The sequence below is a fragment of the Spirillospora sp. NPDC029432 genome (genome assembly GCF_040703975.1).
Taxonomy (GTDB): Bacteria; Actinomycetota; Actinomycetes; order Streptosporangiales; family Streptosporangiaceae; genus Spirillospora.
Map to the genome: position 1 here is coordinate 72,858 of NZ_JBEZWH010000007.1, position 25,580 is coordinate 98,437.

The following is a 25,580-nucleotide window of genomic DNA, read 5'->3' on the forward strand; positions in this document are numbered from 1 at the left end:
CTCATTGGTCGCGGAGACCAGTCTTTTCGGTGCCCGGTTGGTCGGGCGGCAGGACGTCCTGGAGCGCGATCGCGACGAGCAGGTCCACCAGATCGGTGATGTGCCGCAGGTTGCGGCCGGTCCGCTCCTGGATGCGGCGCAGCCGGTACTGGGCGGTGTTGTGGTGGATCTGGAGCCGTTCGGCGGCGGCGCGCAGGTTGAGGTCGGCGGCGGCGAACGCGCGGATCGTCGCGGTCAGCACCCCGCCGCGCATCCGGTCCTCGGCGAGCAGCCCGGTGATCCGCGGATCGACGAGGTGGCGGGCGGTGTCGTCGGCGCGCAGCGCCATGTACTCGAACGGCGAGATGCGCGGCAGCGCGGCCACGCCGCCGTCCTCGGGCAGGAACTCCAGGACGGCCCGCGCCTCCTGGTACGCGCGCGGGATCTCGGCCGTACCGGCGACGACGGTGCTGATGCCCATTGCGAGCGCGATGCCCTCGGCCAGCAGGTTCTCCTGCACCCGCTGGAGCCGGTCGCAGAGCCGTCCGGGGTCGCCGGCGGGGCCCAGCGCGGGCACGGCGACGATCTCCGACTGGCGGACGACCGACAGCGTGCGGTGCCCGTTCACCCCGGTACGGGCGATCGCCGCGCACGCCATGTGCCGCGCGTCGGCCTTGGCCTCCGGCCCGACGAGGATCGCCGTCACGACCAGCAGCGGGGTGCGCGACCCGGCGTCCAGGCCGTGCGCGTGGGCGGTGGCGAGCTGCGGGCCGCGGGTGGGCATCTCGCCGTCGAGGAGGATCTCCACCAGGTCGCGGCTCTCCCGCACGGCCTCCGCCGCCGCGTACTGCTGGAACTCCATGTACGCGTTGGCCGCGTGCGTGCTGGCGAAGTCGCAGTACCGCATCAACGCGGACGCCAGCGTCAGCGCCGCCTCGTGGCCGGCGTACGAGGCGCCCGCGTGCTCGACGACCGCCTCCCAGAAGACCTGCTGCCCGACCCGGAACGCGTTGATGTAGTCGGCCAGCGCGAACCCGGCGCGGGCGCGCCGCATCGACGCCCGCCGGGTGAACGCGATGTCCTCGAACGTGACCGTCCGCTCCTCCAGGAAGATGGCCAGCTTGGTGCGGTAGTGGCGGGCGACCTGCTCGCGCACGTCGGCGTGGAACGCGTCGTCCCGCTCCTGGTACGCGGGGATCTCGGCGCGCATCGTCGCGACCGCGCGGTCCGCCAGTTCGTCGACGCGGGTGAGGAGTTCGGCGAGGATCCGTGAGCGTTCGGTACGGACCGTGTCCGCACCGGTGATCGTTCCCGTGCTGAAACCACCGGACATGTCCGGATGATCCATGTCTGTAGCACCAGCGTCAACGGGCCGTAACCCGTCCGAGACTGACGCTGTGCTCCACGGACAATTCCCTGTTCGCATCTTGGGTGCCCGTGCCCAATGTGCGCGCTGAGGTGCGGATTTTACGCTGACGGCCCCCGCGCTCTGGAGGCCGGATGCTGGAGGTACACGACCTGACCGTCCGTTTCGGCGGCATCACCGCGCTCGGCGGCGTCGGCTTCGCCGTGGAACGCGGCGAGATGGTGGGACTGATCGGGCCGAACGGCGCCGGCAAGACCACCCTGTTCAACTGCCTGACCCGCCGCTACGACGCCGACGAGGGACGGGTCGCGTACGAGGGCCGCGACCTCCTCGCCGTGGCGCCGCACGCGATCGCGCCGCTGGGGATCGCCCGCACGTTCCAGAACCTCGGGCTGTTCCCGCGCATGTCCGTACGCGACAACGTCATGGTCGGCGCGCACACCCACGGCCGCGCCGGGTTCGTCACGGCGAGCCTGCGGCTGCCGGCCGTCCGCCGCGAGGAGGCGCGGCTGCGCGCGGAGGCCGAGGAGGTGCTGGAACGGCTGGAGCTGGCGCGCGTCGCCGACCATCCGGCGGCCGGGCTCCCGTTCGGCACGCTCAAGCGGGTCGAGCTGGCCCGCGCCCTCGCCGCCCGCCCCCGCCTGCTGCTCCTGGACGAGCCGGTGAACGGCCTCAGCTCCGGCGAGGTCGAGGAGTTCTCCGGCTGGCTGCGCGCCATCCGCGCCGACCTGGACGTGACCGTGATCGTGGTGGAGCACCACATGGGCTTCGTGATGGGGATCTGCGACCGCGTCGTCTGCCTCGACTTCGGCAAGAAGATCGCCGAAGGCCCGCCCGAAGAGGTCCAGCGCGATCCGGCGGTCATCGAGGCGTATCTAGGGACCGCGGCATGAAGGAGCGAAGCGAGTTCATGGTGCGTGCGGTTGCCGGGGGGTGTGGACGGTCGTCCCCCCACAAGGAGACGGCATGAGCAAGGGCACGAGCGACGACTTTCTGGTCGTGGACGACCTGCATGCGGGGTACGGCGACGTGCGCGTGCTGCATGGGGTGAGCCTGCGTGTCGGGGAGGGCGAGATCTGCGCGATCCTCGGCCCGAACGGCGCGGGCAAGACGACCCTGCTGCGCGCGCTGTGCGGGATGGTCCGCGGGCGCGGCACCGTACGGCTGGACGGGACGGCGCTGTCCGGCCGCTCGCCCGACACCGTCGCGCGCAAGGGCGTGGCGCACGTGCCCGAGGGGCGCGGGACGTTCATGCCGCTGACCGTGGAGGAGAACCTGCGGCTCGGCGCGTTCGCGCGGCGCGACCGGTCCGCGGTGCAGAAGGACCTCGACCGCGTGTACGGGCACTTCCCCGTGCTCAAGGAACGGCTGAAGCAGGCGGCGGGCAGCCTCAGCGGCGGCGAGCAGCAGATGCTCGCGATCGGCCGCGCGCTGATGTCGCGGCCCCGGCTGCTGCTGCTGGACGAACCGTCGCTCGGGCTGGCGCCGCTGGTCACCCGGGAGCTGTTCGGGATCGTCCGTTCGATCAACGAGGAGGAGCGCACCACCGTGGTCGTCGTGGAGCAGAACGCCCATCTCGCCCTGGGCATCGCCGGGCAGGCGCACGTGCTGGAGACCGGCCGGATCGTGCTGTCGGGGTCGGCGGACGACATCAGGGCCGACGAGCAGGTCGCCCAGTCCTACCTCGGATACCGGATCTGACATGGCCGACTTCCTGCAGCAGATCGTCGCCGGGCTGGGGGCGGGCGCCATCTACGCCAGCCTCGCCCTGGCACTCGTGCTGATCTACCAGTTCACCGGGATCGTCAACTTCGCGCAGGGCGAGCTGGCCATGTTCGCCACGTACATCGCGTGGACGTTCATCGACGCTGGGCTGCCGTTCTGGCTGGCGCTCCTGCTCGCGCTGGCGATCTCGTTCCTCGGCGGGATGCTGATCGAACGGGTGATCATCCGTCCGGTCGAGGGCGCGCCCGAGCTGACCGTCGTGATCGTGACCGTGGGCCTGTTCATCTTCGTGAACGCGGCGGCCGGCTGGATCTGGTCGTTCCTGATCAAGGACTTCCCGAACCCGTTCCCGGGCGGCGCGCTGGAGGCCGGCGGGGTCAGCGTCGGCTACTCCACGCTGGGCGTGCTGGGCGTCGTGGGCGCGGTGATGGGGCTGCTCTACCTGCTGTTCCGGCACACCAAGATCGGCCTGGGGATGCGCGCGGTGGCGACCAACCCCGAGTCGGCGCGGCTGGTCGGCATCCGGGTCGGCTGGACGCTCGCGCTCGGCTGGGGCCTGGCCGCCCTGGTCGGCGCGGTGTCGGGGGTGCTGGTCGCGCCGCTGCTGTTCCTGGAGCCGAACATGATGGGCGGCGTCCTGATCTACGCGTTCGCCGCGGCGACGCTGGGCGGCTTCGACAGCCCGGCGGGCGCGGTGGCCGGCGGGCTGATCGTCGGGGTGGCCGAGACGCTGGCCGGCGCGTACGTCGGCTTCATCGGCTCCGACCTGAAGATCGGCGTACCGCTGGCGATCATCCTCGGCGTCCTGCTGCTACGGCCCCAGGGCCTCTTCGGACGAGCGGTGGTGGAGAGGGCATGAGCGAGCCGGAGGGGCGCGGGGCCGCCTGGACCGAGGAACGAGGGACGAGCGACGAGGGAAGGCGGCGCCATGAAAGCGCCCCGGAGGCTCGCGAGGAACACAGCGTGAAGGCGACGGCGAACGACGAGCCGGTGGCCGCGGAGAAGGGCGTCCCGGAGGCGCGGGGGCGGATGGCCGGGTTCGCCTCCCGGCACTGGCGGTGGATCCTCGCCGTCGTGGTACTGCTGGTGGTGCTGCGGGCGCCGTTCGAGCTGGTGCCGTTCCGGGTCTTCCAGTTCACGATGGTCATGGTGTACGCGGTGGCGCTGCTCGGGCTGAACCTGCTGACCGGGCACGCCGGGCAGATCTCGCTCGGGCACGGGGCGTTCTTCGCGGTCGGCGCGTACGGGACCGCGATCATGATGTACCACTGGGACCTCCCGTACCCGCTGACGTTCCCGCTGGCGGCGGCGCTGGCGTTCGTGATCGGGCTGGCGCTGGGGGTGCCGGCGACCCGGCTGCGCGGGCTGTATCTGGCGCTGGTCACGCTGGCCATCGCGATCTTCCTGGTGCCGCTGCTCAAGCGGTTCGAGTCGGTGACCGGCGGGTCGATGGGGCTGACGCTGGAGAAGCCGGCGGCGCCCGGCTGGACGGGCCTGGCCGAGGACCAGTGGCTGTACTACCTGGCGCTGGCGGCGACCGCGCTGGCGTTCGCCGTCGTGCACTTCCTGCTGCGGTCGCGGGTCGGGCGGGCGCTGCACTCCGTCCGCGACAACGAGACGGCGGCCGAGGTCATGGGGGTGAAGCCGGCCTCGTACAAGCGGCTGGCGTTCGCGTGGAGCGCGATGTTCGCGGGCGCGGCCGGCTGCCTCTACACGTGGACGATCGGGTTCGTCTCGCCCGACTCGTTCACCGTCAACCTCTCGATCACGCTGCTGGCCGGGATCGTGGTCGGCGGCCTGGGGTCGACCTGGGGGCCCGTGCTCGGCGGGCTGTTCGTGATGTTCGTGCCGAGCCTGTCCCAGGACATCAACAAGGCGGCGCCGGGCGTGATCTTCGGGCTGCTGATCATCGCGGTGATGTACGTGGCCCCGACCGGGCTGGCCGGGCTGGCGGGACGCGCCGCGCACTCGTTCAACAGGACCCTCCGGAAGGGGTAGCGGCATGCGCGCGGAACAGCGGCTTTCATTCACGAGGTGGACGGCGGGGTCGGCGGCCGTGCTGCTGGCGGCCACGGCGGCGGCCGCCTGCGGCGGGCGCGAGGAGGAGGGCGGGACCACGGCCTCCGGCGAGTGCAAGGGCCAGCAGACGACCGGCATCACCGACAAGGCGATCAAACTGGGCGGCATCTACCCGCTGTCGGGCCCGGCGTCGGCGTACGGCGACATCCCCAAGGGCATCAAGGCGTACTTCGACTACGTCAACGCCGAGCAGAACGGCATCGGCGGCCGCAAGGTCGAGTTCGTCGTGCGCGACGACGGCTACCAGCCGCCGAAGGCCGTGGAGGAGGCGCGCCGGCTGGTCGAGCAGGAGCAGGTGTTCGCGCTGTTCCAGACGCTCGGCACCCCGTCGACCACCGCGACCTGGGACTACGCCGGCCAGCGCAAGGTGCCGCAGATCTTCGTGGCGACCGGCGCGTCCAAGTGGGGCACCGACACCAAGCACCCGTGGACGATCGGCTGGCAGCCCAACTACATCTCCGAGGCGCGGGTGTACGCGCAGTACCTCAAGACCGAGAAGCCCGACGCCAAGGTCGCGGTGCTCTACCAGAACGACGACTTCGGCAAGGACCTGCTCGGCGGCTTCAAGAAGGCGATCGAGGGCTCGAAGATCTCGATCGCGCAGGAGCAGAGCTACGAGGTCACCGACCCGAGCGTCGAGCCGCAGATGCGCAACCTGGCGGGCTCGAAGGCGGACGTGTTCCTCAACATCACCACGCCGAAGTTCGGCTCGCAGGCGCTGGCCGCCGACGCGAAGATCACCGACTGGAACCCGCTGCACATCGTGAACAACGTGGCCGCGTCCATCACGGTGCTGCGCCCGGTCGGCTTCAAGAACGTGCAGAACGTCGTCTCCGCCACGTACTACAAGGATCCGATCGATCCGCAGTGGAAGGACGACGCGGAGATGAAGCTCTACACGGCGAAGATGAAGCAGTACGCGCCGAACGCCGACCCGTCGGTGCCGTACCACGCGTTCGGGTGGGCCGTGGCGAGCAGCTTCCACAAGACGATGCAGGCCGCGAAGTGCCCGACCCGCGAGGGCCTGCGCGACTCGATGCGCAACCTCAACAACGTGCAGGTCCCGATGCTGCTGCCCGGCGTGACCATGACGACCGGCAACGGTGACGGTTTCCCGATCGAGTCGATGCAGATGATGCGGTTCAAGGGCGAGCGCTGGGAGCTGTTCGGCGACGTCATCGACACCCGCAAGGTGTTCGGCCCGCTCACCGGCTGACGGCGTCCCGTCCCCCTCGGTCCTCCTGGTCCGGCCGCGCGCGCAGCCGGGCCAGGAGGTCCTGCTGCGCGGCCTCGACGCCGGCGTCGCTCCACGGCTCGAACGGGACGGCGCGCAGGTGGCGGCCGTCGGGATCCAGGATGTTGCAGCCCAGCTTCATCGGCCACAGCGCCACCGCGCTGTCGTTGACCTCCAGCGTCGGGAACCGCCGGCCGAGGTCCGCCTCGAACGCCTGGATCTGCTCGTACGAGCGCAGCCACACCGTGAACAGCAGGTTCGACGGGCCCGACAGGGACGTGCAGAGGCGGATCTCGCGCAGCCCGGCGAGCCGGGCCGCGACGTCGGCGACCTCGGCGGGCGCGACCGCGCCCCAGTAGCTGACGGCGACGGGCCAGCCGGAGGCGAAGCGCGCGACCTCGCAGCGGTAGATGAGGGCGCGGTCGGCGTCCAGCCGCTGGAGCTTGCGCCGCACGGTCGTCGGGCTGAGGCCGGTCCGCTCCGCCAGCCGCGCCACCGGCATCCGGCAGTCGTAGCCGAGCAGCCGGACCAGCTCCATGTCCGACCGCTTGATCGCGCCGCGGCCGCGGCCCGCGCGCTCCTGCGCCGCCCGGAACGGCTCCCCGACCGGGCCCTCCAGCCGGTCGATCCGCCACCGGCTGCCCTCGGCGTACACGGCCGTCCCGATCTGGGTGCGGGTCGCCACCACCTCCGGCAGCCGGCCCAGCCGCAGCGCGATGTACCGCGACAGCGGCGCCTGGCCGGACAGCAGCACGGTCAGCAGCAGGTCCCGGTGGCCGGTCACATGCTCGACGTTGATCACGTGCGGGTCGGCGGCGATCCGGGCGGCCGCCTCGTGCGCCATCCCCGGCGCGCAGTCCACCTCGATGAACGCCGGGACCGTGACCATGCCCTCGATCAGGCCCGGATAGCAGCTGATCCACGCCAGCCCGGCCTCGGTCAGCCGGGCCCAGCGGCGCGCGGCCGTGGTGGCGTCCACGCCCACCGCGTGCCCGACCCGCCGCCAGTCGGCGCGCGGCGACGACTGGAGCGCGGTGACGATCTGGAAGTCGACCTCGTCCAGCATGACCGGGGACGCCGTGTCCCTATCCGGCATGCCCCGCACGGGAGCGGTGGATCCCTGCATTTCACGGCCCCCTCACGGCGATAACCGGCGCATCGGCCGACCTAGCGGCCCGGCTCCGCACGATACCCGCATGCCTCTCCTCGACGATGCCGCCGCGCTGCTGCCCGAACTCACCGAACTGCGCCATGACCTGCACCGGGAGCCGGAACTCGGCCTCGATCTGCCGCGGACCCAGGAACGGGTCCTGGCGGCGCTGAAGGGACTGCCGCTGGAGATCGGCACCGGCAAGGGCCTCAGCTCGGTGACCGCCGTACTGCGCGGCGGCGGGCCCGGCCCGGCCGTCCTGCTGCGCGGCGACATGGACGCGCTGCCCGTCCAGGAGGAGACCGACGTCCCGTACGCCTCCCAGGTGCCCGGCAAGATGCACGCCTGCGGCCACGACATGCACGTCGCGGGGCTGGTCGGGGCCGCGAAGCTGCTCGCCGCGCGGCGGGCGGAGCTGCCCGGGGACGTCGTGTTCATGTTCCAGCCCGGCGAGGAGGGCATGGGCGGCGCCAAGATCATGATCGACGAGGGGGTGCTGGACGCCGCCGGGGAGCGCGTCGCCGCCGCGTACGCGCTGCACGTCTTCTCCACGCTGCTGCCCAGCGGCTACGCGATCACCCGGCCCGGCCCGATCCTCGCCGCCTCCGACGAGGTACGGGTCACCGTCCGCGGCGCCGGCGGGCACGGCTCGTCCCCGCACAGCGCCCTCGACCCGATCCCCGCGCTGTGCGCCATGGTCGGCGAGCTCCAGACCATGGTCACCCGCACCATGGACGCGCACGACCCCGCCGTCGTCACCGTCGGGAACATCCACGCGGGCACGATCGCCAACGTCATCCCCGACTCGGGGTACTTCCAGGCCACCGTGCGGACGTTCTCCGACGAGGCCCACCAGAAGGTCCGCGCGGGCGTCGAGCGGGTCGTCCGCGGCGTCGCCGCCGCCCACGGGGTGGAGGCCGACATCGAGTACGAGGAGCAGTACCCGGTCACCGTCAACCATCCCGGCGAGGCCGCGTTCGCGCTGGAGACCGCCCAGGACCTCTTCGGCGCCGACCTCGCCTTCGAGGCGCCGAAGCCGATGTCCGGGGCCGAGGACTTCTCGTTCGTGCTCCGCGAGGTCCCCGGCGCGTACCTCTTCCTCAGCGCCTGCCCGGCCGGCGTCGACCCGGCGACCGCCGCCATGAACCACTCCCCGAAGGCCGTCTACGGCGACGAGGCGCTGCCCGGCGCGGCCGCGCTGCTCGCCGCGCTCGCCCTCCGCCGCCTCGACCAGGAGACCGCTCGATGACCCTCACCACCCCGCCCCCGGACCGCGAGGCGCCCCCCGTCGCGTCGGTCACCGCCGTGGTCGGGCTGCTGGTGCTGTTCGAGATCGTCAGCGGGATCCTCCAGGCCGGGATCGCGCCGATCCTGCCCAGCATCGGCGAGCTGCACGGCGTCTCCGACTCCGCGCTCACCTGGGTCGTCTCCGTCCAGCTGCTGGCCGCCGCCGTCTGCGTCCCGGCGTTCGGCCGGCTCGGCGACCTGTACGGGCACCGGCGCATGCTGCGGGTCGCGCTGATCTCCGTCGCGATCGGCAGCGTGCTGGTCGCGGTCGCGCCCTCGTTCCCCGTCCTGCTCCTCGGCCGCTTCCTCCAGGGCCCGCTGGCCGCGCTGCTGCCGCTGGAGATCGCCCTGGTCCGCGACCGGCTGCCGGTCGAGCAGGCCCGCAAGGCCATCGCCCGCCTCGTCGGCGCGCTCACCCTCGGCGGCCTGCTCGGCACCATCGGGCTGGGCATGGCCGAGAAGGCGTTCGGCGACGTCCGCGGCGCCCTGTGGCTGGCCGCCGCCCTCGCCGTGATCTGCGTCCCGGTCTCGTTCGTCGCCGTGCCCGAGTCGCTGCGCCGCGCCGCCGGCCGGGCCGACTGGCCGGGGATCTGCACGCTCAGCCTGTCCATGCTCGCCCTCATGGCCGGCGTCTCCACGGCCGGTTCCAAGGGCTGGCTCAGCGCGTCCGCCCTCGTCCCGATCCTGCTCGGCGCCGCCCTGCTGGCCCTCTGGGTCCGGATCGAGCTGCGCACCCGCGAACCCCTCGTCGACCTGCGCGCCATGGCCGGGCGCAACGTCGCCCCGTTCTACGGCGCCTCGTTCGTCTTCGGCGTCCTGTACTTCGGGAGCCAGTCGCCGAACTCCACGTTCCTGGCCGCCAAGCCCGAAGAGGCCGGGTACGGCTTCGGCCTCTCGGCGGTGTCCATCGCGATGGTCATGCTCCCGGCGCTGGTCCTCAGCGTCGCCGGGTCGGTGTGCACCCCGTACACCGCCCGCCTCCTCGGCTACCGCGGCGCGCTGATGGCGTCGTTCGGGATGGTCGCGCTCGCCACGTTCGCGTTCGCGCTGTTCCACGACCAGCTCTGGCAGATGGCCGTGCTGACGTCCCTGCTCGGCCTCGGCATGGGCACCGCCCTCGGCGCCATGCCCACGGTGATCGTCGAGGCGACCGATCCGTCCCGTACCGGCATCGCGACCGCCCTCTACAACAACGTGAAGACCCTGGGCGGCGCCCTCGCCGGCGGCGTCTTCGGAACGGTCCTGACCGCCTTCACCGCCCCCGGCGCCAAGGAGTCGGGCGAGGGCGGCTACGTCACGATCTGGGTGACCTGCGGCATCTGCGCCCTCCTGGCCGTAGCCGCCGCCCTCCTGGCCCAACGCCAGGAAACAACCACCCCCGTCCCCCAGAACGCGTAGAAGAACGAGCGGGCTCACCCAGAGTGAGCCCGCTCCCACGCCCGACCGTTTCAGCCCCCGACCGTTCTCTCAGGCAACAGCACACCAAGCACCTTCAGAGGCGCGCAAGCAGGAGCAATGAGCCGACCATCAGCTCCCCAGACGAACCACCACTGCGCCTCCCGGTAATCGCACCCGATCTCCAGTTCGGCCCCGTCCCGCATAACCCAGAGGACGGGAACACCTCGCCGCTGTATTAGGCGACACCCCAGCCGCGCGCTAACGGCCCGTTCCAACACCGCCAGATGCTCACGCCGTTGATTGCGCACCCCACTCCCCCCTAACACGAAACAGCGGCACGGCCGATGCGCCCGGGGGACGCCCATCGACCGCGCCGCCTCTTTCCGGTGACCGAAGGACCCGTCACCAGCTCATGTCACGCCGGTTCTCCGCCCATACGCGCTCGTTCTTGAGCGCGTCCCGCAGTTGCTCAGGCGTCGGATACATCAGCGTGGGCGTGACCCCGGCCGCCGGATCGTGCAGGCTGGCCACCCACTCGCCGAGCCGCCCATCGGAACGGATCGACCGCCATATCCGATGCCCGCCGAACTCTTCACGGAGCCGGACCAACGCCTGATCTTCGTGACTGCTTCGCACGTCCATGCCAGGAACCCTCGTGTCGATTTTGCGGAACGTACGACCACTGTCACATGCGATGACTACGCTACGAAAGCGACCGATCACCAGACGTCGCAAACCCGAACCGAGATCAACCAAACCTGCCAGCCAGGTTCGACGCCGGGAGCCCCCCCATGCCCGCACGTACCGAGCCCTACGACATCCCCACCGTCATCACATTCGCCAACGAGCTCGAAGCGTGGCGAACGGAAGCCGGCACGACGAAGACCGGCCTTTCCGAGGCTCTCGGCTACACAGACTCGTACGTAGGGCAGATCGAACTCCGCAAGAACCTCCCGTCCCAGAAGTTCGCCGAAGACCTCGACACGTACTTCAAGACGAACGGCTTGTTCCTGCGCCTGTGGCGACACATCGACGAGACCCGCCACCTGTCCACGATGCCCCCAGGCTTCCCGCAGTACCTCGACTACGAGTCCCGCGCCGCGACTCTCCGAAATTTCAGCCCCAACCTGGTGAACGGGCTGCTTCAGACTGAGAGCTACGCCCGGACCGTACTCGGAGCAAACGAGGCCCCGGACAACGTTGAAGGACTGTTGCAGGAACGCATGAAGCGGCAGGACGTCTTCACTGACGGGAACAGACCGAGAACGTGGTTCATATTGGACGAGGCGGTCCTCCGTCGCTTGATCGGCAGTCGAGAGATCATGCGCGAGCAGCTCATGCATCTCCTGGAATTCGGCGAACGCCCCACCAACATGGTCCAGATCGTGCCGCTCAGTGTCGGCTATCACGAGGGGCTTGCAGGGACCTTCACCGTCCTCGGCTTCCAAGACGGCACGAGCGTCGCCTACACAGAGTCGGCGGGGGAAGGAGTGCTCATCAACCAGCCTTCCCGCGTTGCAATGCACCTCGTACAGTTTGACTTGATACGAGGCCACGCCCTGCACATCGAGGAGTCGCGAGCTTTGATCAAGACTCTGATGGAGGAGCTATGAGCACCACGGACATGTCAGGCACCCGGTGGCGAAAGAGCAGCCACAGCGACCACCACGGCGGCGACTGTGTGGAAATCGCCGACCTCGATCCCACGATCGCCGTACGCGACTCCAAAGACCCCCACGGCCCCACACTCACCTTCGACGCCACCGCCTGGCGCACGTTCACCCACCAGATCAAGACCGGACGACACGATCTGAGCTGAACTCGCGTCCGGCCCGCGCTCGGCACCGTCGTTCTCACAGATGACGAGCGCGGGCGGCTCAGCAGCAGGGCGCGGAGGAGCTATGAGCACCATGGACATGCCATGCCCCCAATGGCGCAAGAGCAGCCGTAGCGCTCATGAAGGCGGCGAATGCGTCGAGGTCGCGGACCTCATTCCCACGATCGCCGTACGCGACTCCAAAGATCCCCACGGCCCAATGCTCACCTTCGACGCCACCGGGTGGCGCACGTTCACCCACCAAATCAAGGCCGGTCACCACGATCTGAGCTGAACCACGTCCCGTCCGCGCTCAGCTCACCCGTACTCGCGGGTTGTAAGCGCGAACGGCTCTCCAGCGGGACGCTGCTCTCAAGGCAGGAGCGGCAACGCCACAGTTGCGAACATGCGGAGGAGCTATGAGCACCACAGACCTATCGGGCGCGAGATGGTGCAAGGGCAGCCGCAGCGACCAGCACGGTGGTGACTGTGTCGAGGTCGCCGGCCTTGGTCCCACGATCGCTGTCCGCGACTCCAAAGATCCTGAAGGCCCCATGCTCACCTTCGACGCCACCGGCTGGAGCGCGTTCGCCCGACAGGTCAAGGCCGGTCGGCACGATCTGGGCTGACGCCCGGCCCCGCTCGCGGCGGCACGTTCGCGGTCGGTCTAGCGGACGGTCAGGGGGAGGCGGACGGCCGGTGGGAGGGGTGTTGGGGAGGGGGCCGCGCGGAACGACTGGATGATCAGGGCGGCGAAGCGGCGGGAGGCCGCCACTCTCAGGTCGGCCGCCTCGGCGCGGATGCCCTCGTTCGCCATCAGGGCCAGGACGATGTCCTCCAGGACTATGTCCGGACGCAGGTCGCCCGACTCCTTCGCGCGGCGGACGAGTTCGTGCAGCATGCGCAGGGTGCGGTCGCGGTCGGCGGTGAAGTGCTCGATCGTCCGGGGGAACTGCGAGGTGAACGCGCGGGAGAAGCCGCGGTCGAGGGCGTGCATCTCCAGGAGTCTCTCGATCACCAGGCAGAGGCCGCGCCACGGGTCGGCGGCCGCCAGGCCCTCCTCGACGACCGCGGAGCACACGGTCATCTGCTCGGCGAAGGCGGCGGTGAACAGGGCCTCCTTGGTCGGGAAGTGCCGGTAGACGGTCGCCGGGCCCACCTCGGACCGGCGGGCGATCTCCCTGATCGGTACGTCGAGGCCCTCGGTCGCGAACGCCAGCCGGGCCACCGCGAGGATCCGGGCGCGGTTGTCGCTGGCGTCCGAGCGCAGCTTGTGCGTCACTTCGGGCTTCACCTCTCTCACTTTAGCTAAACGGACGGGGTGTTCCGTTACGGTCCGGAGGCATGAGAGCAGTGCAGTTTTCCGAGTACGGCCCGCCCGGCGTCCTGGAGGTCGCCGAGGTCGAGGCGCCGCACGCCGGGCCCGGGGAGATCCGCGTCGCCGTACGGGCGTCCGGGATATCGGCGGGCGAGACGTCCATCCGAGCCGGGAGGATGCGCGAGGCGATGACGGGGGCGTTCCCGTATCGGATGGGGATGGAGGCCGCGGGTGTCGTGGACGAGGTCGGCGCCGGAGTCACGGGCGTCGGGATCGGCGACGAGGTGTACGGCCTGGCCCCGATGGCCGTGCGCGGCGCCAACGCCGACCGCGCGGTCCTGGCCGCCTGGGCGCCCAAGCCGGCGGCGTGGAGCTGGACGGAGGCGGGCGGTGCGGCGGGCGGCGTCGAGACGTCCACCCGGGTCCTGGACCGGCTCGGGGTCGGCGCCGGGCACACCGTGCTGGTGCAGGGCGCGGCCGGCGGGGTCGGGACGATCGCCGTCCAGCTCGCGGCCGCCCGCGGCGCGCGGGTCGTCGGCACGGCGAGCGAGCGCAACCACGACTTCCTGCGCTCCCTCGGCGCCGAGCCGACCGTGTACGGGAACGGGCTGGTCGAACGGGTCCGCGCGCTGGCCCCGGGCGGCGTGGACGCGGTGTTCGACTGCGCCGGAGGGGCGCTGCCCGACCTGGTCGCGATCGCGGGGGATCCGGCGCGCGTGGTGACGATCGCCCCCGATCCCGCGGCGGCGGCCCACGGCGTCCACCTGTCGCACACCGCGCCGGGCGAGCCCCTCGGCTTCGCGGCCGACACGATGGCGCTGCACGGCCTCGGGGCCGGGGCCGAACTCGCCGAGCGGGGGCGGCTGCGGGTGCCGGTCGCGGCGGCGTTCCCGCTCGCCGAGGCCGCGGCCGCGCACGAGCTGAGCGAGACCCGGCACGCCCGCGGCAAGATCGTCCTGCTGCACTGACCGCCGTACTCGTGGAGGCGCTGGCGGACACCCCGCCCGCCCTCTAGGCGTCAGCGGGAGCGGCGGGAGCGGCGGGCGGCGAGTCTGGCCGCGCGGCGCAGGGCCGGGTCGTCCGGGTGGAGTTCGCGCGCCAGGCTGGGACGGAGCGGGCGGTTCCGGCAGAAGGAGCATTGGGGATCCGGGCAGGCGGGCTCCCGCCACTCGTCGCAGCGGGGGCAGAGCGCGGCGTCGAAGGGGTCGGAGTACTCCTGGCGGCCGCCGCACCGGGGGCAGGAGCCGGGCCAAGGCTCCTTGCGCGCCCGCTTGCCCATGGGGTGATGATCCCGCGCCGGGCCGCGGTGGCGCCATCCCGTACGGGATCAGGGTTCGTCGTCCGCCATGCGGAAGGCGCCGTCTTCGAGACGGCGGATCAGGCGGCGCGTCCACTTCGCGCGGCTTTCGGCGGTGTGCAGCCACAGGCCGACGACCTCGCCGATCGGGCCCCAGTCGTCCAGGTCGGTGCCGGGCGGCAGGTGCTCGGTGACGCTCTCACGCCACTCGTCCATCGCCTCGGTCCGCCGCCGCAGCAGCTCGACGGCCTCCGCGCGCGGGAGGTCGTCGATGAGGCCAACGGCGGCGGCGAGGAGGTCGAGCCGCGGATCGCGGTCGGCGAGCGCCCGGCGGAGGAGGGCGAGGTACGCCCGCTCGCCCTCCCCGGTCAGCTCGTACTCCATGCGCGGCGGCCCGCCCGCGGCGCTCGGGGTGGTCTCGTGCAGGAGCAGCAGGCCCTGCCCGGTCATCGCCCTGAGCGCGTGGTAGACGGACCCGGACGCGGCGCTGGACCACTCGTGCGCGCCCCAGGACTCCAGGTCGGCGCGCACCTGGTAGCCGTGCGCCCGGCCGCGGCGCCGTACCGCGCCGAGCACGAGCAGGCGGACCGCCGACATGCGCCGTTCTCCGTTCTCAGGCGGGGGCTTCGGTGCTGAGCCACCACAGTGTGCCGAACGGGTCGACGAAGCCGCCCATGCGGGCACCGTCCTCCTGCGCGGTGATCTCCATGGCGGGGCGGGCGCCGGCGGCGACGGCGCGGGCGAACACGGTCTCGGGGTCGGGCACGGTCGTCCACAGCTGGACGTGCACCGGCTCGTCGGGCGAGGTCAGGCAGCGCATGCCGCCGGCGCCCGAGTCGGCGAAGAACAGCACGCCGGTGCCGATGCGCGCCTCGGCGTGGATGATCCGGTCGGGGTCCTCGGGCAGGGGTACGACGTTGCGGACCTCGGCGTCGAAGGCGTTCTCCAGGAAGTCTCGGTAGGCGCTGGCGCTGTCCACCATCACGTAGGGGGTGATCGTCGGCATGATCGTCCTCCTCACTAGCCAAATTTGGCTACTGAGGTCGAGCGTAGCCCGGCCGGTGCCGGTAGACAAGTTTGATTAGTGAGTCTTCAGCCCTGCGCGCTCGCGGCGGCGAGGGCCTCGGTCGCGCGCTCCTCCAGGGGCGGGATGGCCGCAGCCTTCTTGGCGACCGCCGCATGGTCCGGTTCCGGGTCGCCGGCCGCGGCCGCCAGGGCGCTCCATGCCTCGGCGCACGCGGCGTACGCCTCGCCGGCCCGGCGGAACGGCGCGTCCCCCGTGATCGTCGCGACCTCGCCGCAGAAGCCGGCCTGGAGGCGGCGGAAGAGGCCGCCGCCGGTGCCGGCCTTCTCGACGCAGATCCGTACGGTGCGGTACATCGCGGCCAGCGTGCCGGGATCGTGCAGGCCGGGCCAGCCGGCCACCTCGGCGGCGAACTCCCGGACGCCGGCCAGCCCGGACGCGACGCCCGCGATCTCCAGTGGCGGCTCGCCGGTCTCCTCGTGCTCGCCGCTCATGGTCGCCACCGCGTCCGCCGCCGCGTCCCGGGCCGCGGGGAGCAGGTCGGGCAGCCGCTCCGGGAAGCGCATCGGGAACGTGGAGTGCCGGTTCGGGTGCGGGAAGCCGTGCGAGTTCCGGGCATGGGCGAGCGCTTCGAGCGGGACCCGCTGGATGTCCTCGCGGTCGTTGTCGGCGACCCAGGCGACCCCCGCCCCGGCGTCGTACCCGACCACGACGATGTCGTGACGGGTGTTGGTCAGCCGTACGCGCAGGTACGGGAGCCGCAGGATGTCCGCCCACACCATGACGGGACGCCCGGCGTCCAGCTCGGCGGCGACCCAGGACCAGCCCTCCGCGGCGTCGTCGGTCCGCCGGTGCTCGACCTCGATCCCCAGGCGGTGACAGAGGTCGAACTCCAGGTCCAGGGTGCGGCCGCCGAGGTAGACCGGCGGTTCCAGGCCGGGGATCCGGAGGAACTTGAAGTCCAGCGCGCCGCCGAGCCCGAACACGAGCGGTTCGCTCGGCGGGCCCTGCCAGCCGAGCCCCGCCCAGTCGAGCAGGTCGCGCAGCGCGCCCGACCCGCAGTGGCCCGCCATCCGGTGCGGAAAGTCCTCGATCATCGTCGCGGTCACCCGGCGCCTCCCGTCGTCCCGGTTCACCGAACCACGTTCGGCCCCTTTTGACCACCGGTACGCGCGATGATCCGGCGCCGCTCAGGCCGTCTTGACGGCACCGCCGTCGATGAGGTGGTCGGCGCCGGTGGTGCTGGCCGCGAGCGGCGAGGCGAGGTAGGCGATGAGCGCCGCCACCTCCGCCGGTTCCACCAGGCGTCCCGTGGTCACGCCCATCGCCGCGGGCAGGCCCGCCACGAGCTGCTCCAGTTCCAGGCCCATGGCCGCGGCCAGCCCGGCGCCGTAGCCGTCCGGGGACTCCCACATGGCGGTGCGCACCGGGCCGGGCGACACCGTGTTGACCCGTACCCCCCGCGGCCCGAACTCCTCCGACAGCGCCTTCCCGAACGCCGTCAGCGCCGCCTTCGCGGTCGTGTACGGGACGGGCCCCGCGTGCGGGATCCGCGCCCCGTTCGACGAGACGTTGACGACGGCGCCGCGCCGCCGCAGCAGGCTCGGCATCGCGGCGCGCGTCGCCCGCACGGCGGCGAAGAGGTTCAGCCCGTAGATCTCCTCCCACACCCGGTCGTCGAACGAGAGGAACCCGCCCGCGCCGCCGCCGTCCCCGCCGCCGACGTTGTTGACCAGCAGGTCCAGCTCGCCGAGCTCCGCGAGCGCCGTCTCGATCAGGCGGCCCGGGGCCTCCGGGTCGGACAGGTCGGCCGGCACCACGATCGCGCCGGTCCTCTCCAGTTCGGGTGTTGCGGTACGGGCCGCGGCGACCACGCGCATGCCCTCCACCGCCAGCGCCTCCACCGTGGCCAGCCCGATGCCGCGGCTCGCTCCGGTCACCACGGCGGTCTTCCCGTCCAGCCTCAGATCCATGGCGATCAGCTCCTCGCTTCTATTGCGTCAACTTCGATGCGGCTAACCTAGAACTTGCAACATGAATGATGCAAGTCTTGGTCATAGCGCCACTCACATGTAGTGTTTTCCGGTGACGAAACAGCAGGCGTCCGGAGGCAGGCCGCTACGCGCGGACGCCGAACGCACCGTGCGCACGATCCTGGAGGCGGCCGAACGGGTCCTCTCCGCCGATCCCGCCGCCACCATGGAGCAGATCGCCGAGGCCGCCGGGGTCGCGCGGACGACCGTGCACCGGCGGTTCGCCACGCGCGAGGCGCTGCTCGACGCGCTGACCGCGTGGGCGGCCCGGCAGTTCGCCGCGGCGGTCGACGCCACCGCGTCCGACACGGCGCCGCCGCTGGTCGTCCTGCACCGGGTGACCGCGCGGGTGCTGGAGGTCAAGATCGGCTGGGGGTACGCCATGAACCGGGCCGCGTTCTCCGCCGATCCCGAGGTCGTCCGCGTCCACGCCGACGTCGTGGCCAAGTGCGACCGGCTCTTCCGGCGCGCGCAGGAGACCGGCCTGGTCCGTCCCGGCGTCGACCTCGAATGGGCCCGCCGGTTCTACTACGCCCTTATCCACGAGGCCACGCAGCGCGACGACCGCGCTGACGTGGACGCGCTGTCAACGCTGGTCGTCGACACCCTCCTGCACGGCATCGCCGCCTGAAGGGCCGAGGGTAGGGGAAGGGAAGGTCAGCCGCCGAAGACGGCCTTGTCCGCCTTTTCGAGGAGGGCGACCAGTTCGGCGGCCTCGGCCTCGTCGAGGACCGCGAACGCGGGGACCATCAGCTCGTCGGTCAGCTCCTCCGCGGCGGCGCGGCGGCGCCGGATCTCGTCCGTCACCTCGGGGTACGGGCGCGGCCAGCCGAAGTACTCGGCGTTCGCCTCGCCGGAGGGGAGCAGGTCCGAGCGGCCGCTCACCACGGCCTCCAGCGAGGTCAGCCCGCTCGCCAGGACCGCGGCGACGTGCAGGCCGCCGCGGAGCTCGCGTACGACATGGGCGAGCTGGATCACGCGGGCGGCGGCGTCCTCGGGCAGGTCGATCGCGCGCCAGCCGGCGAACACCGGCGCGGCGGCGACGTCCGCGCCGTCCGCGACGCGCTTGAGCAGTTCGGCCAGGCGCTCCGACTCGGCGAAATCGGCCAGCTTGCGGCGGCCGAACTCGTGGGCCACGGCCGCGTACCGGGCGGCGGCCGTCGCGGCGGGGAGCGCGGCGCCCGCGTCCCACGCGGCCCGGACGGCCTCGACCGGGAAGAAGCCGGCCGCGGACGCGATGACGTCCGGGTGGACGTCGCCGAGGACGCCGAAGCGGCCGCGGAAGTACGGCGCCCAGCCGTCCAGCCCCGCCTCCGCCGCGAAGGCCTTCGCCTCCCGGGAGATCATGAACGCTCCGCCCAGGCGCCCGATCGGCTTGCCCGCCGCCGCCGCGATCTCCCGCATCCCCGCCGTCCTCTCCTCGAACCGAATCTCGTTCGATTCTTCTGGTTCCGGACGTCCCCCGTCTACCCCTTCCGGACGGGCGCGGCCAGGATCGCCTTCACCGTCGCGGTGACGGTGGCGGCGACCTCCTCTTCCTTCAGGCGGCCGGCCCGGCGCTCCTCGGCGGCACCCTGCAATACGTAGTGGATGACGCCGACCAGCCAGCTGAGCGGCAGGTCCGTCCGGAACGCGCCCTCGTCCTGGCCCCGGCGCACGAGCTCCTCGACGCGGTTCGCCGGGGCATCGTGCAGCTGGCGGATGCGTCCGGCGGGAAGCACGTCCTGGGCGGCCGTCAGCAGGGCCGTGGACTCGGCCACCAGCGACCAGCTGGATTCGAGCAGCCGGGCCAGCACCTCCCGGGCGTCGCCGGTGAGGTCCACAGCGGCCAGCACCTCCTCGCCGGCGCGCAGGGCGTCGGCGAGGGCCGCCTCGACCAGCTCGGCGCGTGTCCGAAAGTGGCCATAAAGCGTCATTCGTCCCACTCCGGCGGCCCTGGCGATGTCGTCGACGCTCGCGTTCGGATCGCGGCCGAGGGTCGCGCGGGCTGCGGAAACGATGCGGGCGATGCTGCGCTCGGCGTCCGCGCGACGGCGCCGGGGTGCGGTGGTGGACATGCCGCACATCCTAACTCGTACGGGAATGTACGTGTTAGCCTCCGCCTTGAAAGTCGTACACAGACGTACGACTTATGGTTTGGAGAGGTGCACGATGGCACACGAGATCCACGAAACGGCCCATCCGCTGCGATGGCGCATCCTGGGCTTCCTCGGGGTGGCGCAGCTGATGCTGATCCTCGACGTCACCGTGGTGGCGATCGCGCTGCCGCACATGGAGACCGACCTGGAGCTGAGCCGCGAGGCCGTGACCTGGACGGTCAGCGCGTACACGCTGACGTTCGGCGGCCTGATGCTGCTCGGCGGGCGGCTCGCCGACCTGATCGGCGCCAAGCGGGTGGTGCTCGCCGGCCTGCTGATCTTCACCGCGGCGTCACTGGTGACCGGATTCGCCGGAACGGCCGGCGTCCTCCTCGGCGGCCGCGTCGCGCAGGGACTGGGCGCGGCGCTGCTGTCACCGGCGGCCCTGTCCCTGGTCGTCGGCCTGTTCGACGGCGACGAGCGCAACAAGGCGCTCGGCGTCTGGTCCGCGCTCGGCGGCGGCGGCGCGGCCCTCGGCGTCCTGCTCGGCGGGCTGCTCACCGCCGGCCCGGGCTGGCCCTGGGTGTTCTTCGTGAACGTGCCGATCGGGCTCGTGATCATCGCGGCGCTGGCCCGGATGCTGCCGCACCGGAGCACCGCCGCGCCGCGCCCGCGGCTCGACGTCCTCGGCGCGGTCCTCGTCACCGCCGCGTCCGGCACCCTGATCTACGCGCTGATCCGCGCCGGCGAGGACGGCTGGCTCACCGCCGCGACCGGGTGGCTCGTCCTGACCGCCGCGATCGGCTACCTGGCGTTCGTCGCGCGGCAGAAGACGGCCGGGTCACCCATGATGGACATCGCGCTGCTGGCCAGGCGCCCGGTGACCACCGGCACGTTCCTCATCCTGATCGCGACCGCCCTGATGATCGCCGTGTTCTTCCTCGGCACGTTCTACTTCCAGCACGCGCGCGATCTCGGGGCCCTCCAGACCGGCCTGCTGTTCCTCCCGGTCGCGGTCGCCACGATGCTCGGCGCCAACCTCACCGGCCGCGCCATCGCCGGGGTGGGAGCACGCCCGCTCGGCGTCGCCGGGCTCCTCGTCGCCGCGGCCGGCCTGGCGCTGCCCGCCCTCTCCATGCAGCCCGTCACCGTCGCGATCGGCACGGCCGTCGCGGGCGCCGGCACCGGCGCGATCTTCGTCGTCGCCTCGGCGACCGCGCTCGGCCAGGTGGCGCCGCACGAGTCCGGCATCGCGTCGGGCATCGTCAGCACGTTCCACGAGTTCGGCGCCTCGATCGGCGCCGCCGTCATCTCCAGCGTCGCGGCCGCCAGCCTCGTCGGCGATACCCTCTCCGGCTTCACGAACGGCTTCGTCGTCGCGGCGTCCACCGCCGCCGTCGCGGCCCTCGTGGCCACCGTCCTGATCCCGCCGCGCCGCCCGGCCGGCGATGGCGATTTGGCCGGGTGATGGCCATGCCGTGAACGTCCTCCGGGAACGGGGCGTCCCGAGACGTTCCGTACGACGAGGGAGTGTTCCGTTGGCCACCCAGCGCACCAAGAAGTCATCCGCGAAGGCGTCCAGCGAACCGTGGGTGCACACCGACGGCCGCGAGATCCAGGAGTTCGGCACGGTACGGATGTTCCCGCTCGGGCTCTCGTTCGACGCGCGGATGTACTCCTGCCAGCGGCTCAACCAGATCCTCGCCGACAGCCAGATCCTCTACAGCCTCTACAAGAAGCACCACTGGCTGATGCGCGGCCCGACGTTCTACCAGCTGCACCTGCTCCTCGACAAGCACGCCGAGGAGCAGGTGCAGCTGGTCGACACCATCGCCGAACGGGTGCAGACGCTGGGCGGCGTCGCCGTCGGCGACCCCCGGCACGTCGCCGAGATCACCGTCATCCCGCGCCCGCCGGACGGCGCCGAGGAGGTCCCGGCGATGCTCTCGCGCCTGATCGCGGGGCACGAGACGATCCTGGTCGCCGCCCACGACGCCGCCGCCCGCGCCCAGGACATGGGCGACGACGGCACCAACGACCTGCTCGTCTCCGAGGTCATCCGCACCCACGAGCTGCAGACGTGGTTCCTGATCGAGCACCTGGTCGACACCCCGCTCGTCGAGGCCCCGCACAACGGCCACCGCTGACCGGCCCGCTCATCCCTGGACGGTGCTCATTGCTCAGGTGTAGGCGATCAGACGCCCGCAGATGATGACGATCGGCCAGGTGCCCAGGGAGACGAGCGCGGCGGCGCGGGCGGACGGCGGCGTGCGCTCGGCGGTGTCCCAGGTGCCGACCGTGCGGAAGACGCCCGTGTGGAAGAGGAGGATGTTCAGGCCGGCGGCGCCGATGAGCAGGATCTTCACCTGGAACGCGGTGTTGTGGGCGACCTGGGTGGCGTTGGCGGCGAAGAGGAGGGAGCCGCTGAGCGCGGTCAGGGCGAAGCCCGCGCGGGACCACCGCAGGGCGTGCCCGGCCAGGGCGCTGACCGGCAGGCGGCGGGAGACGCCGAGCAGGCGCAGGTCGAAGAGCGCGATGGCGCCGAACATGGTGGCCAGGCCGATGAGGTGCGCCGACTCGGTCAGCGGGTAGGTCCAGCGGCCGTCGCGGACGGCGGCGGCCGGGGCGGTGGCCTCCAGCCAGGCCAGGACGCCGTCGAGCGTCAACGGGCGGCCCGGCGGTTGCGGAGCCGGATCAGGCCCGCGACCAGGCCCGCCGCGACGAGCGCGCCGCCGCCGAGGAGGAGCACGGGCGGGTCGTCGGCGCCGGTCGCCACCGGGGACGGGGTGGCGCCGGGCGTTCGGGGACGGGGGCTCGCGGTGCGCAGGCAGCGGTCGACGAAGCGGGTCAGGGTGCCGCGGTACGGGTGCGCGCCGCCCGCCGCGTAGATCATCTGGACGCGCAGCTCGCCCGCGTACTCGTCGCCCTCGGCGTCGCAGCGCCGGTAGACGATCGCCGCGACCTCGTCGCCCACGTTCGGGCGGCCGGACAGGTCGCCGAGCGTGCCGGTGATGTCGGGCGGGAGGAGCAGGTCGCGGACCTGGCCCGCGCCCTCCGGCACGGGCGGCCCGTTCCAGGAGTCGTGGCCGCGCAGGCTCTCGGCGCCGGGCAGCCGGGACGGGACGGTCAGCCCGGCGGGCACCTCGATCCGCAGCTGCCCGTGCGGGAAGCCGTACCGCGCCTGGATCACCCGTCCGCGCAGGTAGAGCGGCCGGCTCTGGTCGTAGCTGCCGCCGCCCCCGTGGTGGGCGAGCAACCCGTACGGCAGCAGGAATCCGAGCGACATGCGTCCCCCTCGGTCGCGAGTGCCTCCTTTCTAGGGAGGGCCGTATAAAGGAGCGCGAAAACTAAAGAGTCTCTCTAGTCCGTGTCTATACTCCCGGCATGGGCGACAGGGCGACGGCCGTGGTGACCGGGGCGAACCGCGGGATCGGGTACGCGGTGGCGGAAGGGCTCCTCCAACACGGGTACGAGGTCGTGCTCGTGTCGCGGGACCGCGAGCGCGGCGAGGCGGCGCGGGCGGCGCTCGGCGCGGGGGCGCGGCTCGTGGTCGGGGACCTGTCCTCGGTACGGGCCGTACGGGCGACCGCCGAGGCGATCGCGGAGGCGTGCCCGCGCGTCGGCGTGCTCGTCCACAACGCGGGCCTGTGGCCGAGCAGGCGGGTCCTGAACGAGGACGGCCTGGAGCAGTCGTTCGTGACGAACCACCTGGCGCCGTTCCTGCTCAACCACGCGCTGGAGCCGGTGCTCAAGGCGTCCGGGACGCGCGTCGTGCAGGTCAGCGCCGGGCTCTACGTCAAGGGGCGGGCCGATGCCGAGCGGACGCCGGAGGGCCTGGACTTCCACCCGGTGCGGACGTACTGCGACACCAAGCTGTGCAACCTGATGACGGTGCCGCTGTTCTCGGACCGCTGGAAGGGCTCGGGGGTGACCATCGACGCCGTGCATCCCGGCGTGATCCGTACCGGGCTGGGCGACCGGCGCGGGACCGCCGGGGCGCTGCTCAAGGGGGCCAAGCGGCTGATCGGGAAGCGGCCCGCGGCCGGGGCCGCGCCCGTGGTGGCGCTCGCGCTGGCCAGGCCCGAGAGCGGCGGGCGCTACTTCCATCTGGAGAAGGAGCAGCGGCTCGCCCCCGTCGCGGCGGACGCGGAGAACGCGCGGCGCCTGTGGGAGCAGGCCGCGAAGCTCACCGATGTCGCCTAAGCAGCGGCGCGGCGCGGAGACGGTCGAGAGGGTCCTGAACGCGGCGCTCGACCTCCACGAGGCCGGCGACCTGTCGATGAGCGCCCTGGTCGGGGACGCCGGGGTCAGCAGCGGCAGCCTGTACCACCATTTCGGCAGCTTCGACGGGATGCGGGCCGCCCTCTACGCGCGATGCATGGGCGAACTCCTCGACTCCGTCGTCGAGGCGCTGGAAAGGTCGCGTACGGCGCGTACCGGGGTGCGCGCGCTCGTCGAGGCGTACCTGCGGTTCACCGAGGAGAGGCGCCCGGCGGCGCACTTCGTCCACGCCTCGCCGTACGCCGGTTTCCTGCCCGCGCACGCGGACCGGATCGCGGCGGCGAAGGGGCCGCGGATGGCGAGGATCGCCGCGTGGCTCGCGCCGCACGTCGAGTCCGGTGAGGTGATCGGCCTGCCGGACCCGTTCACGGAGATGCTGGTGATCGGCCCGGTGGCCGAGACGTCGCGCCGCTGGCTGGCCGGCGACCCGTCGATCGACCTCGCGGCGGCGGCGCGGATCCTGCCGGACCGGATCTGGCAGTCCGTCCGCGCCGTTCCCTGACCGTTCCCTGTCGTTCCTGACCGTTCCTTATCAGTCGGCTTCAGACACCGTCCGGAAACTCCGGCGGCGCCTGCGCAGCAAAACGGCCGGGTGCGTTCCATGATCCTTGCACGCCGAGGAAAGGGAGCTCACCCATGCGAAGGCACCTGATCAAGGCATGCACGGCGGTCCCCGCGGCCGCGCTCCTCGCCGCCACCGCCCTCACCGCCCCGGGCGCCGCGGCCGCCGCGAACCCGTACGAGCGCGGGCCGGCGCCCACAGAGGCGAGCATCACCGCCGAACGCGGGCCGTTCGCCATCGAGAAGATCGACGTGCCGCCGGGCAGCGGGGACGGCTTCAACCGCGGCACGATCTACGCGCCGACCGACCGGAGCGAGGGCACGTTCGGGGCGATCGCGGTCTCCCCCGGCTTCGTGTCGGCGCAGGCGTGGATCGACTGGTACGGCCCGCGCCTGGCGTCGCAGGGCTTCGTGGTCATGACGCTGGAGACGCTGTCGCCGACCAACCTGCCGGACGAGCGCGCCGCGCAGCTGCTGGCGGCGATCGACTACGTCGCCCAGGAGAGCGCCGCCAAGGACCGGGTGGATCCGGGGCGGCTGGCGGTGATGGGGCATTCGATGGGCGGCGGCGGCTCGCTGCGCGCGGCCGAGCGGCGCCCCTCGCTCCAGGCGGCGATCCCGCTCGCGCCCTGGCACACCAACCGGAACTGGCAGAACGTCCGCGTCCCCACCATGATCATCGGCGCGGACAACGACTTCATCGCCGGCGTCGGCACGCACGCCGAGCCGTTCTACCAGAACCTCACCGCCGCGCCCGAGAAGGCGTACCTGGAGCTGAACAACGCGGGCCACATGACGTTCATCAGCCCGCACACCACGACCGCGAAGTACGCCATCGCGTGGATGAAGCGGTACGTGGACGACGACACCCGCTACGACCGCTTCCTGTGCCCGGCACCGGCACCCGACCAGAACATCCAGGAGTACCGCGACACCTGCCCGAACTCCTGATCC

The 25,580-nt window shown here is 72.0% G+C and carries 31 protein-coding genes; 18 read left to right on the forward strand and 13 right to left on the reverse strand.

What is annotated here, in order from left to right:
* Nucleotide 1 precedes the first annotated feature (1 nt).
* Nucleotides 2-1,312, reverse strand: a complete 1,311-nt coding sequence (locus AB0881_RS07725) for a helix-turn-helix domain-containing protein (protein WP_366615143.1) — start codon at nt 1,310-1,312, stop codon at nt 2-4.
* A 167-nt stretch (nt 1,313-1,479) separates the two neighbouring features.
* Here AB0881_RS07725 and AB0881_RS07730 point away from each other — a divergent pair, with 167 nt between their 5' ends.
* The 5 genes from AB0881_RS07730 (at nt 1,480) to AB0881_RS07750 (ending at nt 6,365) form a co-directional block, all read left to right on the forward strand.
* A complete protein-coding gene (locus AB0881_RS07730; RefSeq protein ID WP_366615145.1) occupies nt 1,480-2,238 on the forward strand; it encodes an ABC transporter ATP-binding protein in 759 nt (252 codons plus the stop codon).
* Between the two features lie 73 nt (nt 2,239-2,311).
* Nucleotides 2,312-3,046, forward strand: coding sequence for an ABC transporter ATP-binding protein (locus tag AB0881_RS07735; protein WP_366615146.1), 735 nt, complete (start codon nt 2,312-2,314; stop codon nt 3,044-3,046).
* 1 nt (nt 3,047) lies between these two features.
* Nucleotides 3,048-3,929, forward strand: a complete 882-nt coding sequence (locus AB0881_RS07740) for a branched-chain amino acid ABC transporter permease (RefSeq protein WP_366615148.1) — start codon at nt 3,048-3,050, stop codon at nt 3,927-3,929.
* 104 nt (nt 3,930-4,033) lie between these two features.
* Nucleotides 4,034-5,068 carry a branched-chain amino acid ABC transporter permease gene (locus AB0881_RS07745; protein WP_366615150.1) on the forward strand — a complete coding sequence of 345 codons (1,035 nt, stop codon included), beginning with the start codon at nt 4,034-4,036 and terminating at the stop codon, nt 5,066-5,068.
* A 4-nt stretch (nt 5,069-5,072) separates the two neighbouring features.
* A complete protein-coding gene (locus AB0881_RS07750) occupies nt 5,073-6,365 on the forward strand; it encodes an ABC transporter substrate-binding protein (protein ID WP_366615152.1) in 1,293 nt (430 codons plus the stop codon).
* On the opposite strand, the gene AB0881_RS07755 is transcribed toward AB0881_RS07750, so the two are convergent.
* The gene (locus tag AB0881_RS07755) at nt 6,355-7,479 is read right to left on the reverse strand and encodes an Lrp/AsnC family transcriptional regulator (protein ID WP_366615154.1); all 1,125 of its coding nucleotides are present in this window, start codon (nt 7,477-7,479) and stop codon (nt 6,355-6,357) included. The genes AB0881_RS07750 and AB0881_RS07755 overlap by 11 nt on opposite strands.
* Nucleotides 7,480-7,579: 100 nt before the next feature.
* Between AB0881_RS07755 and AB0881_RS07760 the strand changes: the two genes are divergently transcribed.
* Together AB0881_RS07760 and AB0881_RS07765 are read left to right on the forward strand one after the other, a co-directional pair.
* Complete coding sequence (locus tag AB0881_RS07760) at nt 7,580-8,782, forward strand: M20 family metallopeptidase (protein WP_366615155.1); 1,203 nt, start codon at nt 7,580-7,582, stop codon at nt 8,780-8,782.
* Complete coding sequence (locus AB0881_RS07765) at nt 8,779-10,218, forward strand: MFS transporter (protein ID WP_366615156.1); 1,440 nt, start codon at nt 8,779-8,781, stop codon at nt 10,216-10,218. Before AB0881_RS07760 ends, AB0881_RS07765 begins: the two co-directional genes overlap by 4 nt.
* Before the next feature lie 402 nt (nt 10,219-10,620).
* Here the strand turns inward: AB0881_RS07765 and AB0881_RS07770 are convergent, their stop codons facing one another.
* Nucleotides 10,621-10,860 (reverse strand): hypothetical protein, encoded by a 240-nt coding sequence (locus AB0881_RS07770; RefSeq protein ID WP_366615158.1) that lies wholly within the window; start codon nt 10,858-10,860, stop codon nt 10,621-10,623.
* 149 nt (nt 10,861-11,009) lie between these two features.
* Between AB0881_RS07770 and AB0881_RS07775 the strand changes: the two genes are divergently transcribed.
* From AB0881_RS07775 to AB0881_RS07790, 4 genes are all read left to right on the forward strand, one after another.
* Nucleotides 11,010-11,831, forward strand: a complete 822-nt coding sequence (locus AB0881_RS07775; RefSeq protein WP_366615160.1) for a helix-turn-helix transcriptional regulator — start codon at nt 11,010-11,012, stop codon at nt 11,829-11,831.
* Complete coding sequence (locus AB0881_RS07780) at nt 11,828-12,037, forward strand: DUF397 domain-containing protein (protein WP_366615161.1); 210 nt, start codon at nt 11,828-11,830, stop codon at nt 12,035-12,037. Before AB0881_RS07775 ends, AB0881_RS07780 begins: the two co-directional genes overlap by 4 nt.
* Nucleotides 12,038-12,128: 91 nt before the next feature.
* The gene (locus AB0881_RS07785; protein ID WP_366615384.1) at nt 12,129-12,329 is read left to right on the forward strand and encodes a DUF397 domain-containing protein; all 201 of its coding nucleotides are present in this window, start codon (nt 12,129-12,131) and stop codon (nt 12,327-12,329) included.
* Nucleotides 12,330-12,453: 124 nt separating this feature from the next.
* Nucleotides 12,454-12,663, forward strand: a complete 210-nt coding sequence (locus AB0881_RS07790; protein WP_366615163.1) for a DUF397 domain-containing protein — start codon at nt 12,454-12,456, stop codon at nt 12,661-12,663.
* Nucleotides 12,664-12,701: 38 nt separating this feature from the next.
* Here the strand turns inward: AB0881_RS07790 and AB0881_RS07795 are convergent, their stop codons facing one another.
* A complete protein-coding gene (locus AB0881_RS07795) occupies nt 12,702-13,328 on the reverse strand; it encodes a helix-turn-helix domain-containing protein (protein ID WP_366615164.1) in 627 nt (208 codons plus the stop codon).
* Nucleotides 13,329-13,378: 50 nt separating this feature from the next.
* On the opposite strand from AB0881_RS07795, the gene AB0881_RS07800 reads away from it, so the two are divergent.
* The gene (locus tag AB0881_RS07800; protein WP_366615166.1) at nt 13,379-14,320 is read left to right on the forward strand and encodes an NADP-dependent oxidoreductase; all 942 of its coding nucleotides are present in this window, start codon (nt 13,379-13,381) and stop codon (nt 14,318-14,320) included.
* Between the two features lie 50 nt (nt 14,321-14,370).
* Here the strand turns inward: AB0881_RS07800 and AB0881_RS07805 are convergent, their stop codons facing one another.
* From AB0881_RS07805 to AB0881_RS07825, 5 genes are all read right to left on the reverse strand, one after another.
* Nucleotides 14,371-14,631 (reverse strand): hypothetical protein, encoded by a 261-nt coding sequence (locus AB0881_RS07805; RefSeq protein WP_366615168.1) that lies wholly within the window; start codon nt 14,629-14,631, stop codon nt 14,371-14,373.
* A gap of 48 nt (nt 14,632-14,679) precedes the next feature.
* The gene (locus AB0881_RS07810; RefSeq protein WP_366615170.1) at nt 14,680-15,246 is read right to left on the reverse strand and encodes a PadR family transcriptional regulator; all 567 of its coding nucleotides are present in this window, start codon (nt 15,244-15,246) and stop codon (nt 14,680-14,682) included.
* Between the two features lie 16 nt (nt 15,247-15,262).
* Nucleotides 15,263-15,655, reverse strand: a complete 393-nt coding sequence (locus AB0881_RS07815; protein ID WP_366615171.1) for a VOC family protein — start codon at nt 15,653-15,655, stop codon at nt 15,263-15,265.
* A gap of 86 nt (nt 15,656-15,741) precedes the next feature.
* Nucleotides 15,742-16,782, reverse strand: a complete 1,041-nt coding sequence (locus AB0881_RS07820; protein WP_366615172.1) for a BtrH N-terminal domain-containing protein — start codon at nt 16,780-16,782, stop codon at nt 15,742-15,744.
* Between the two features lie 81 nt (nt 16,783-16,863).
* On the reverse strand, nt 16,864-17,646 hold the full coding sequence (locus AB0881_RS07825) for an SDR family oxidoreductase (RefSeq protein ID WP_366615174.1): 783 nt from the start codon (nt 17,644-17,646) through the stop codon (nt 16,864-16,866).
* 112 nt (nt 17,647-17,758) lie between these two features.
* Here AB0881_RS07825 and AB0881_RS07830 point away from each other — a divergent pair, with 112 nt between their 5' ends.
* Nucleotides 17,759-18,337 (forward strand): helix-turn-helix domain-containing protein, encoded by a 579-nt coding sequence (locus AB0881_RS07830; RefSeq protein ID WP_366615175.1) that lies wholly within the window; start codon nt 17,759-17,761, stop codon nt 18,335-18,337.
* A gap of 26 nt (nt 18,338-18,363) precedes the next feature.
* Here AB0881_RS07830 and AB0881_RS07835 read toward each other — a convergent pair whose 3' ends face one another.
* Nucleotides 18,364-19,110: a hypothetical protein gene (locus tag AB0881_RS07835; protein ID WP_366615177.1), complete on the reverse strand. Its 747-nt coding sequence runs from the start codon at nt 19,108-19,110 to the stop codon at nt 18,364-18,366.
* Between the two features lie 62 nt (nt 19,111-19,172).
* Entirely contained in the window at nt 19,173-19,763 is a 591-nt protein-coding gene (locus AB0881_RS07840; RefSeq protein WP_366615178.1) for a TetR/AcrR family transcriptional regulator, read from the reverse strand.
* Nucleotides 19,764-19,857: 94 nt separating this feature from the next.
* Between AB0881_RS07840 and AB0881_RS07845 the strand changes: the two genes are divergently transcribed.
* Together AB0881_RS07845 and AB0881_RS07850 are read left to right on the forward strand one after the other, a co-directional pair.
* Nucleotides 19,858-21,252, forward strand: a complete 1,395-nt coding sequence (locus AB0881_RS07845) for an MFS transporter (protein WP_366615179.1) — start codon at nt 19,858-19,860, stop codon at nt 21,250-21,252.
* A 70-nt stretch (nt 21,253-21,322) separates the two neighbouring features.
* Nucleotides 21,323-21,931: a DNA starvation/stationary phase protection protein gene (locus tag AB0881_RS07850; RefSeq protein ID WP_366615181.1), complete on the forward strand. Its 609-nt coding sequence runs from the start codon at nt 21,323-21,325 to the stop codon at nt 21,929-21,931.
* A 33-nt stretch (nt 21,932-21,964) separates the two neighbouring features.
* Here AB0881_RS07850 and AB0881_RS07855 read toward each other — a convergent pair whose 3' ends face one another.
* Together AB0881_RS07855 and AB0881_RS07860 are read right to left on the reverse strand one after the other, a co-directional pair.
* Complete coding sequence (locus tag AB0881_RS07855) at nt 21,965-22,450, reverse strand: DUF6644 family protein (protein ID WP_366615183.1); 486 nt, start codon at nt 22,448-22,450, stop codon at nt 21,965-21,967.
* Entirely contained in the window at nt 22,447-23,070 is a 624-nt protein-coding gene (locus AB0881_RS07860) for a hypothetical protein (protein WP_366615185.1), read from the reverse strand. The genes AB0881_RS07855 and AB0881_RS07860 overlap by 4 nt, the downstream gene beginning before the upstream one ends.
* 98 nt (nt 23,071-23,168) lie before the next feature.
* Here AB0881_RS07860 and AB0881_RS07865 point away from each other — a divergent pair, with 98 nt between their 5' ends.
* The 3 genes from AB0881_RS07865 to AB0881_RS07875 all read left to right on the forward strand — a co-directional run bounded on the left by AB0881_RS07865 (nt 23,169) and on the right by AB0881_RS07875 (nt 25,577).
* Nucleotides 23,169-23,987: an SDR family NAD(P)-dependent oxidoreductase gene (locus tag AB0881_RS07865; RefSeq protein WP_366615187.1), complete on the forward strand. Its 819-nt coding sequence runs from the start codon at nt 23,169-23,171 to the stop codon at nt 23,985-23,987.
* Nucleotides 23,977-24,567, forward strand: a complete 591-nt coding sequence (locus AB0881_RS07870; protein ID WP_366615188.1) for a TetR/AcrR family transcriptional regulator — start codon at nt 23,977-23,979, stop codon at nt 24,565-24,567. The genes AB0881_RS07865 and AB0881_RS07870 overlap by 11 nt, the downstream gene beginning before the upstream one ends.
* 134 nt (nt 24,568-24,701) lie before the next feature.
* Nucleotides 24,702-25,577: a dienelactone hydrolase family protein gene (locus AB0881_RS07875; protein WP_366615190.1), complete on the forward strand. Its 876-nt coding sequence runs from the start codon at nt 24,702-24,704 to the stop codon at nt 25,575-25,577.
* Nucleotides 25,578-25,580 lie beyond the last annotated feature (3 nt).

What these genes read in the sequence shown, in the direction of transcription:
- AB0881_RS07725 (WP_366615143.1), bottom strand. Translation starts at nt 1,312, where the DNA reads ATGTCCGGTGGTTTCAGCACGGGAACGATCACCGGTGCGGACACGGTC.
- AB0881_RS07730 (WP_366615145.1), top strand. Translation starts at nt 1,480, where the DNA reads ATGCTGGAGGTACACGACCTGACCGTCCGTTTCGGCGGCATCACCGCG.
- AB0881_RS07735 (WP_366615146.1), top strand. Translation starts at nt 2,312, where the DNA reads ATGAGCAAGGGCACGAGCGACGACTTTCTGGTCGTGGACGACCTGCAT.
- AB0881_RS07740 (WP_366615148.1), top strand. Translation starts at nt 3,048, where the DNA reads ATGGCCGACTTCCTGCAGCAGATCGTCGCCGGGCTGGGGGCGGGCGCC.
- AB0881_RS07750 (WP_366615152.1), top strand. Translation starts at nt 5,073, where the DNA reads ATGCGCGCGGAACAGCGGCTTTCATTCACGAGGTGGACGGCGGGGTCG.
- AB0881_RS07755 (WP_366615154.1), bottom strand. Translation starts at nt 7,479, where the DNA reads ATGCCGGATAGGGACACGGCGTCCCCGGTCATGCTGGACGAGGTCGAC.
- AB0881_RS07760 (WP_366615155.1), top strand. Translation starts at nt 7,580, where the DNA reads ATGCCTCTCCTCGACGATGCCGCCGCGCTGCTGCCCGAACTCACCGAA.
- AB0881_RS07765 (WP_366615156.1), top strand. Translation starts at nt 8,779, where the DNA reads ATGACCCTCACCACCCCGCCCCCGGACCGCGAGGCGCCCCCCGTCGCG.
- AB0881_RS07770 (WP_366615158.1), bottom strand. Translation starts at nt 10,860, where the DNA reads ATGGACGTGCGAAGCAGTCACGAAGATCAGGCGTTGGTCCGGCTCCGT.
- AB0881_RS07775 (WP_366615160.1), top strand. Translation starts at nt 11,010, where the DNA reads ATGCCCGCACGTACCGAGCCCTACGACATCCCCACCGTCATCACATTC.
- AB0881_RS07780 (WP_366615161.1), top strand. Translation starts at nt 11,828, where the DNA reads ATGAGCACCACGGACATGTCAGGCACCCGGTGGCGAAAGAGCAGCCAC.
- AB0881_RS07785 (WP_366615384.1), top strand. Translation starts at nt 12,129, where the DNA reads ATGGACATGCCATGCCCCCAATGGCGCAAGAGCAGCCGTAGCGCTCAT.
- AB0881_RS07790 (WP_366615163.1), top strand. Translation starts at nt 12,454, where the DNA reads ATGAGCACCACAGACCTATCGGGCGCGAGATGGTGCAAGGGCAGCCGC.
- AB0881_RS07800 (WP_366615166.1), top strand. Translation starts at nt 13,379, where the DNA reads ATGAGAGCAGTGCAGTTTTCCGAGTACGGCCCGCCCGGCGTCCTGGAG.
- AB0881_RS07805 (WP_366615168.1), bottom strand. Translation starts at nt 14,631, where the DNA reads ATGGGCAAGCGGGCGCGCAAGGAGCCTTGGCCCGGCTCCTGCCCCCGG.
- AB0881_RS07810 (WP_366615170.1), bottom strand. Translation starts at nt 15,246, where the DNA reads ATGTCGGCGGTCCGCCTGCTCGTGCTCGGCGCGGTACGGCGCCGCGGC.
- AB0881_RS07815 (WP_366615171.1), bottom strand. Translation starts at nt 15,655, where the DNA reads ATGCCGACGATCACCCCCTACGTGATGGTGGACAGCGCCAGCGCCTAC.
- AB0881_RS07825 (WP_366615174.1), bottom strand. Translation starts at nt 17,646, where the DNA reads ATGGATCTGAGGCTGGACGGGAAGACCGCCGTGGTGACCGGAGCGAGC.
- AB0881_RS07835 (WP_366615177.1), bottom strand. Translation starts at nt 19,110, where the DNA reads ATGCGGGAGATCGCGGCGGCGGCGGGCAAGCCGATCGGGCGCCTGGGC.
- AB0881_RS07840 (WP_366615178.1), bottom strand. Translation starts at nt 19,763, where the DNA reads ATGTCCACCACCGCACCCCGGCGCCGTCGCGCGGACGCCGAGCGCAGC.
- AB0881_RS07845 (WP_366615179.1), top strand. Translation starts at nt 19,858, where the DNA reads ATGGCACACGAGATCCACGAAACGGCCCATCCGCTGCGATGGCGCATC.
- AB0881_RS07860 (WP_366615185.1), bottom strand. Translation starts at nt 23,070, where the DNA reads ATGTCGCTCGGATTCCTGCTGCCGTACGGGTTGCTCGCCCACCACGGG.
- AB0881_RS07865 (WP_366615187.1), top strand. Translation starts at nt 23,169, where the DNA reads ATGGGCGACAGGGCGACGGCCGTGGTGACCGGGGCGAACCGCGGGATC.
- AB0881_RS07870 (WP_366615188.1), top strand. Translation starts at nt 23,977, where the DNA reads ATGTCGCCTAAGCAGCGGCGCGGCGCGGAGACGGTCGAGAGGGTCCTG.
- AB0881_RS07875 (WP_366615190.1), top strand. Translation starts at nt 24,702, where the DNA reads ATGCGAAGGCACCTGATCAAGGCATGCACGGCGGTCCCCGCGGCCGCG.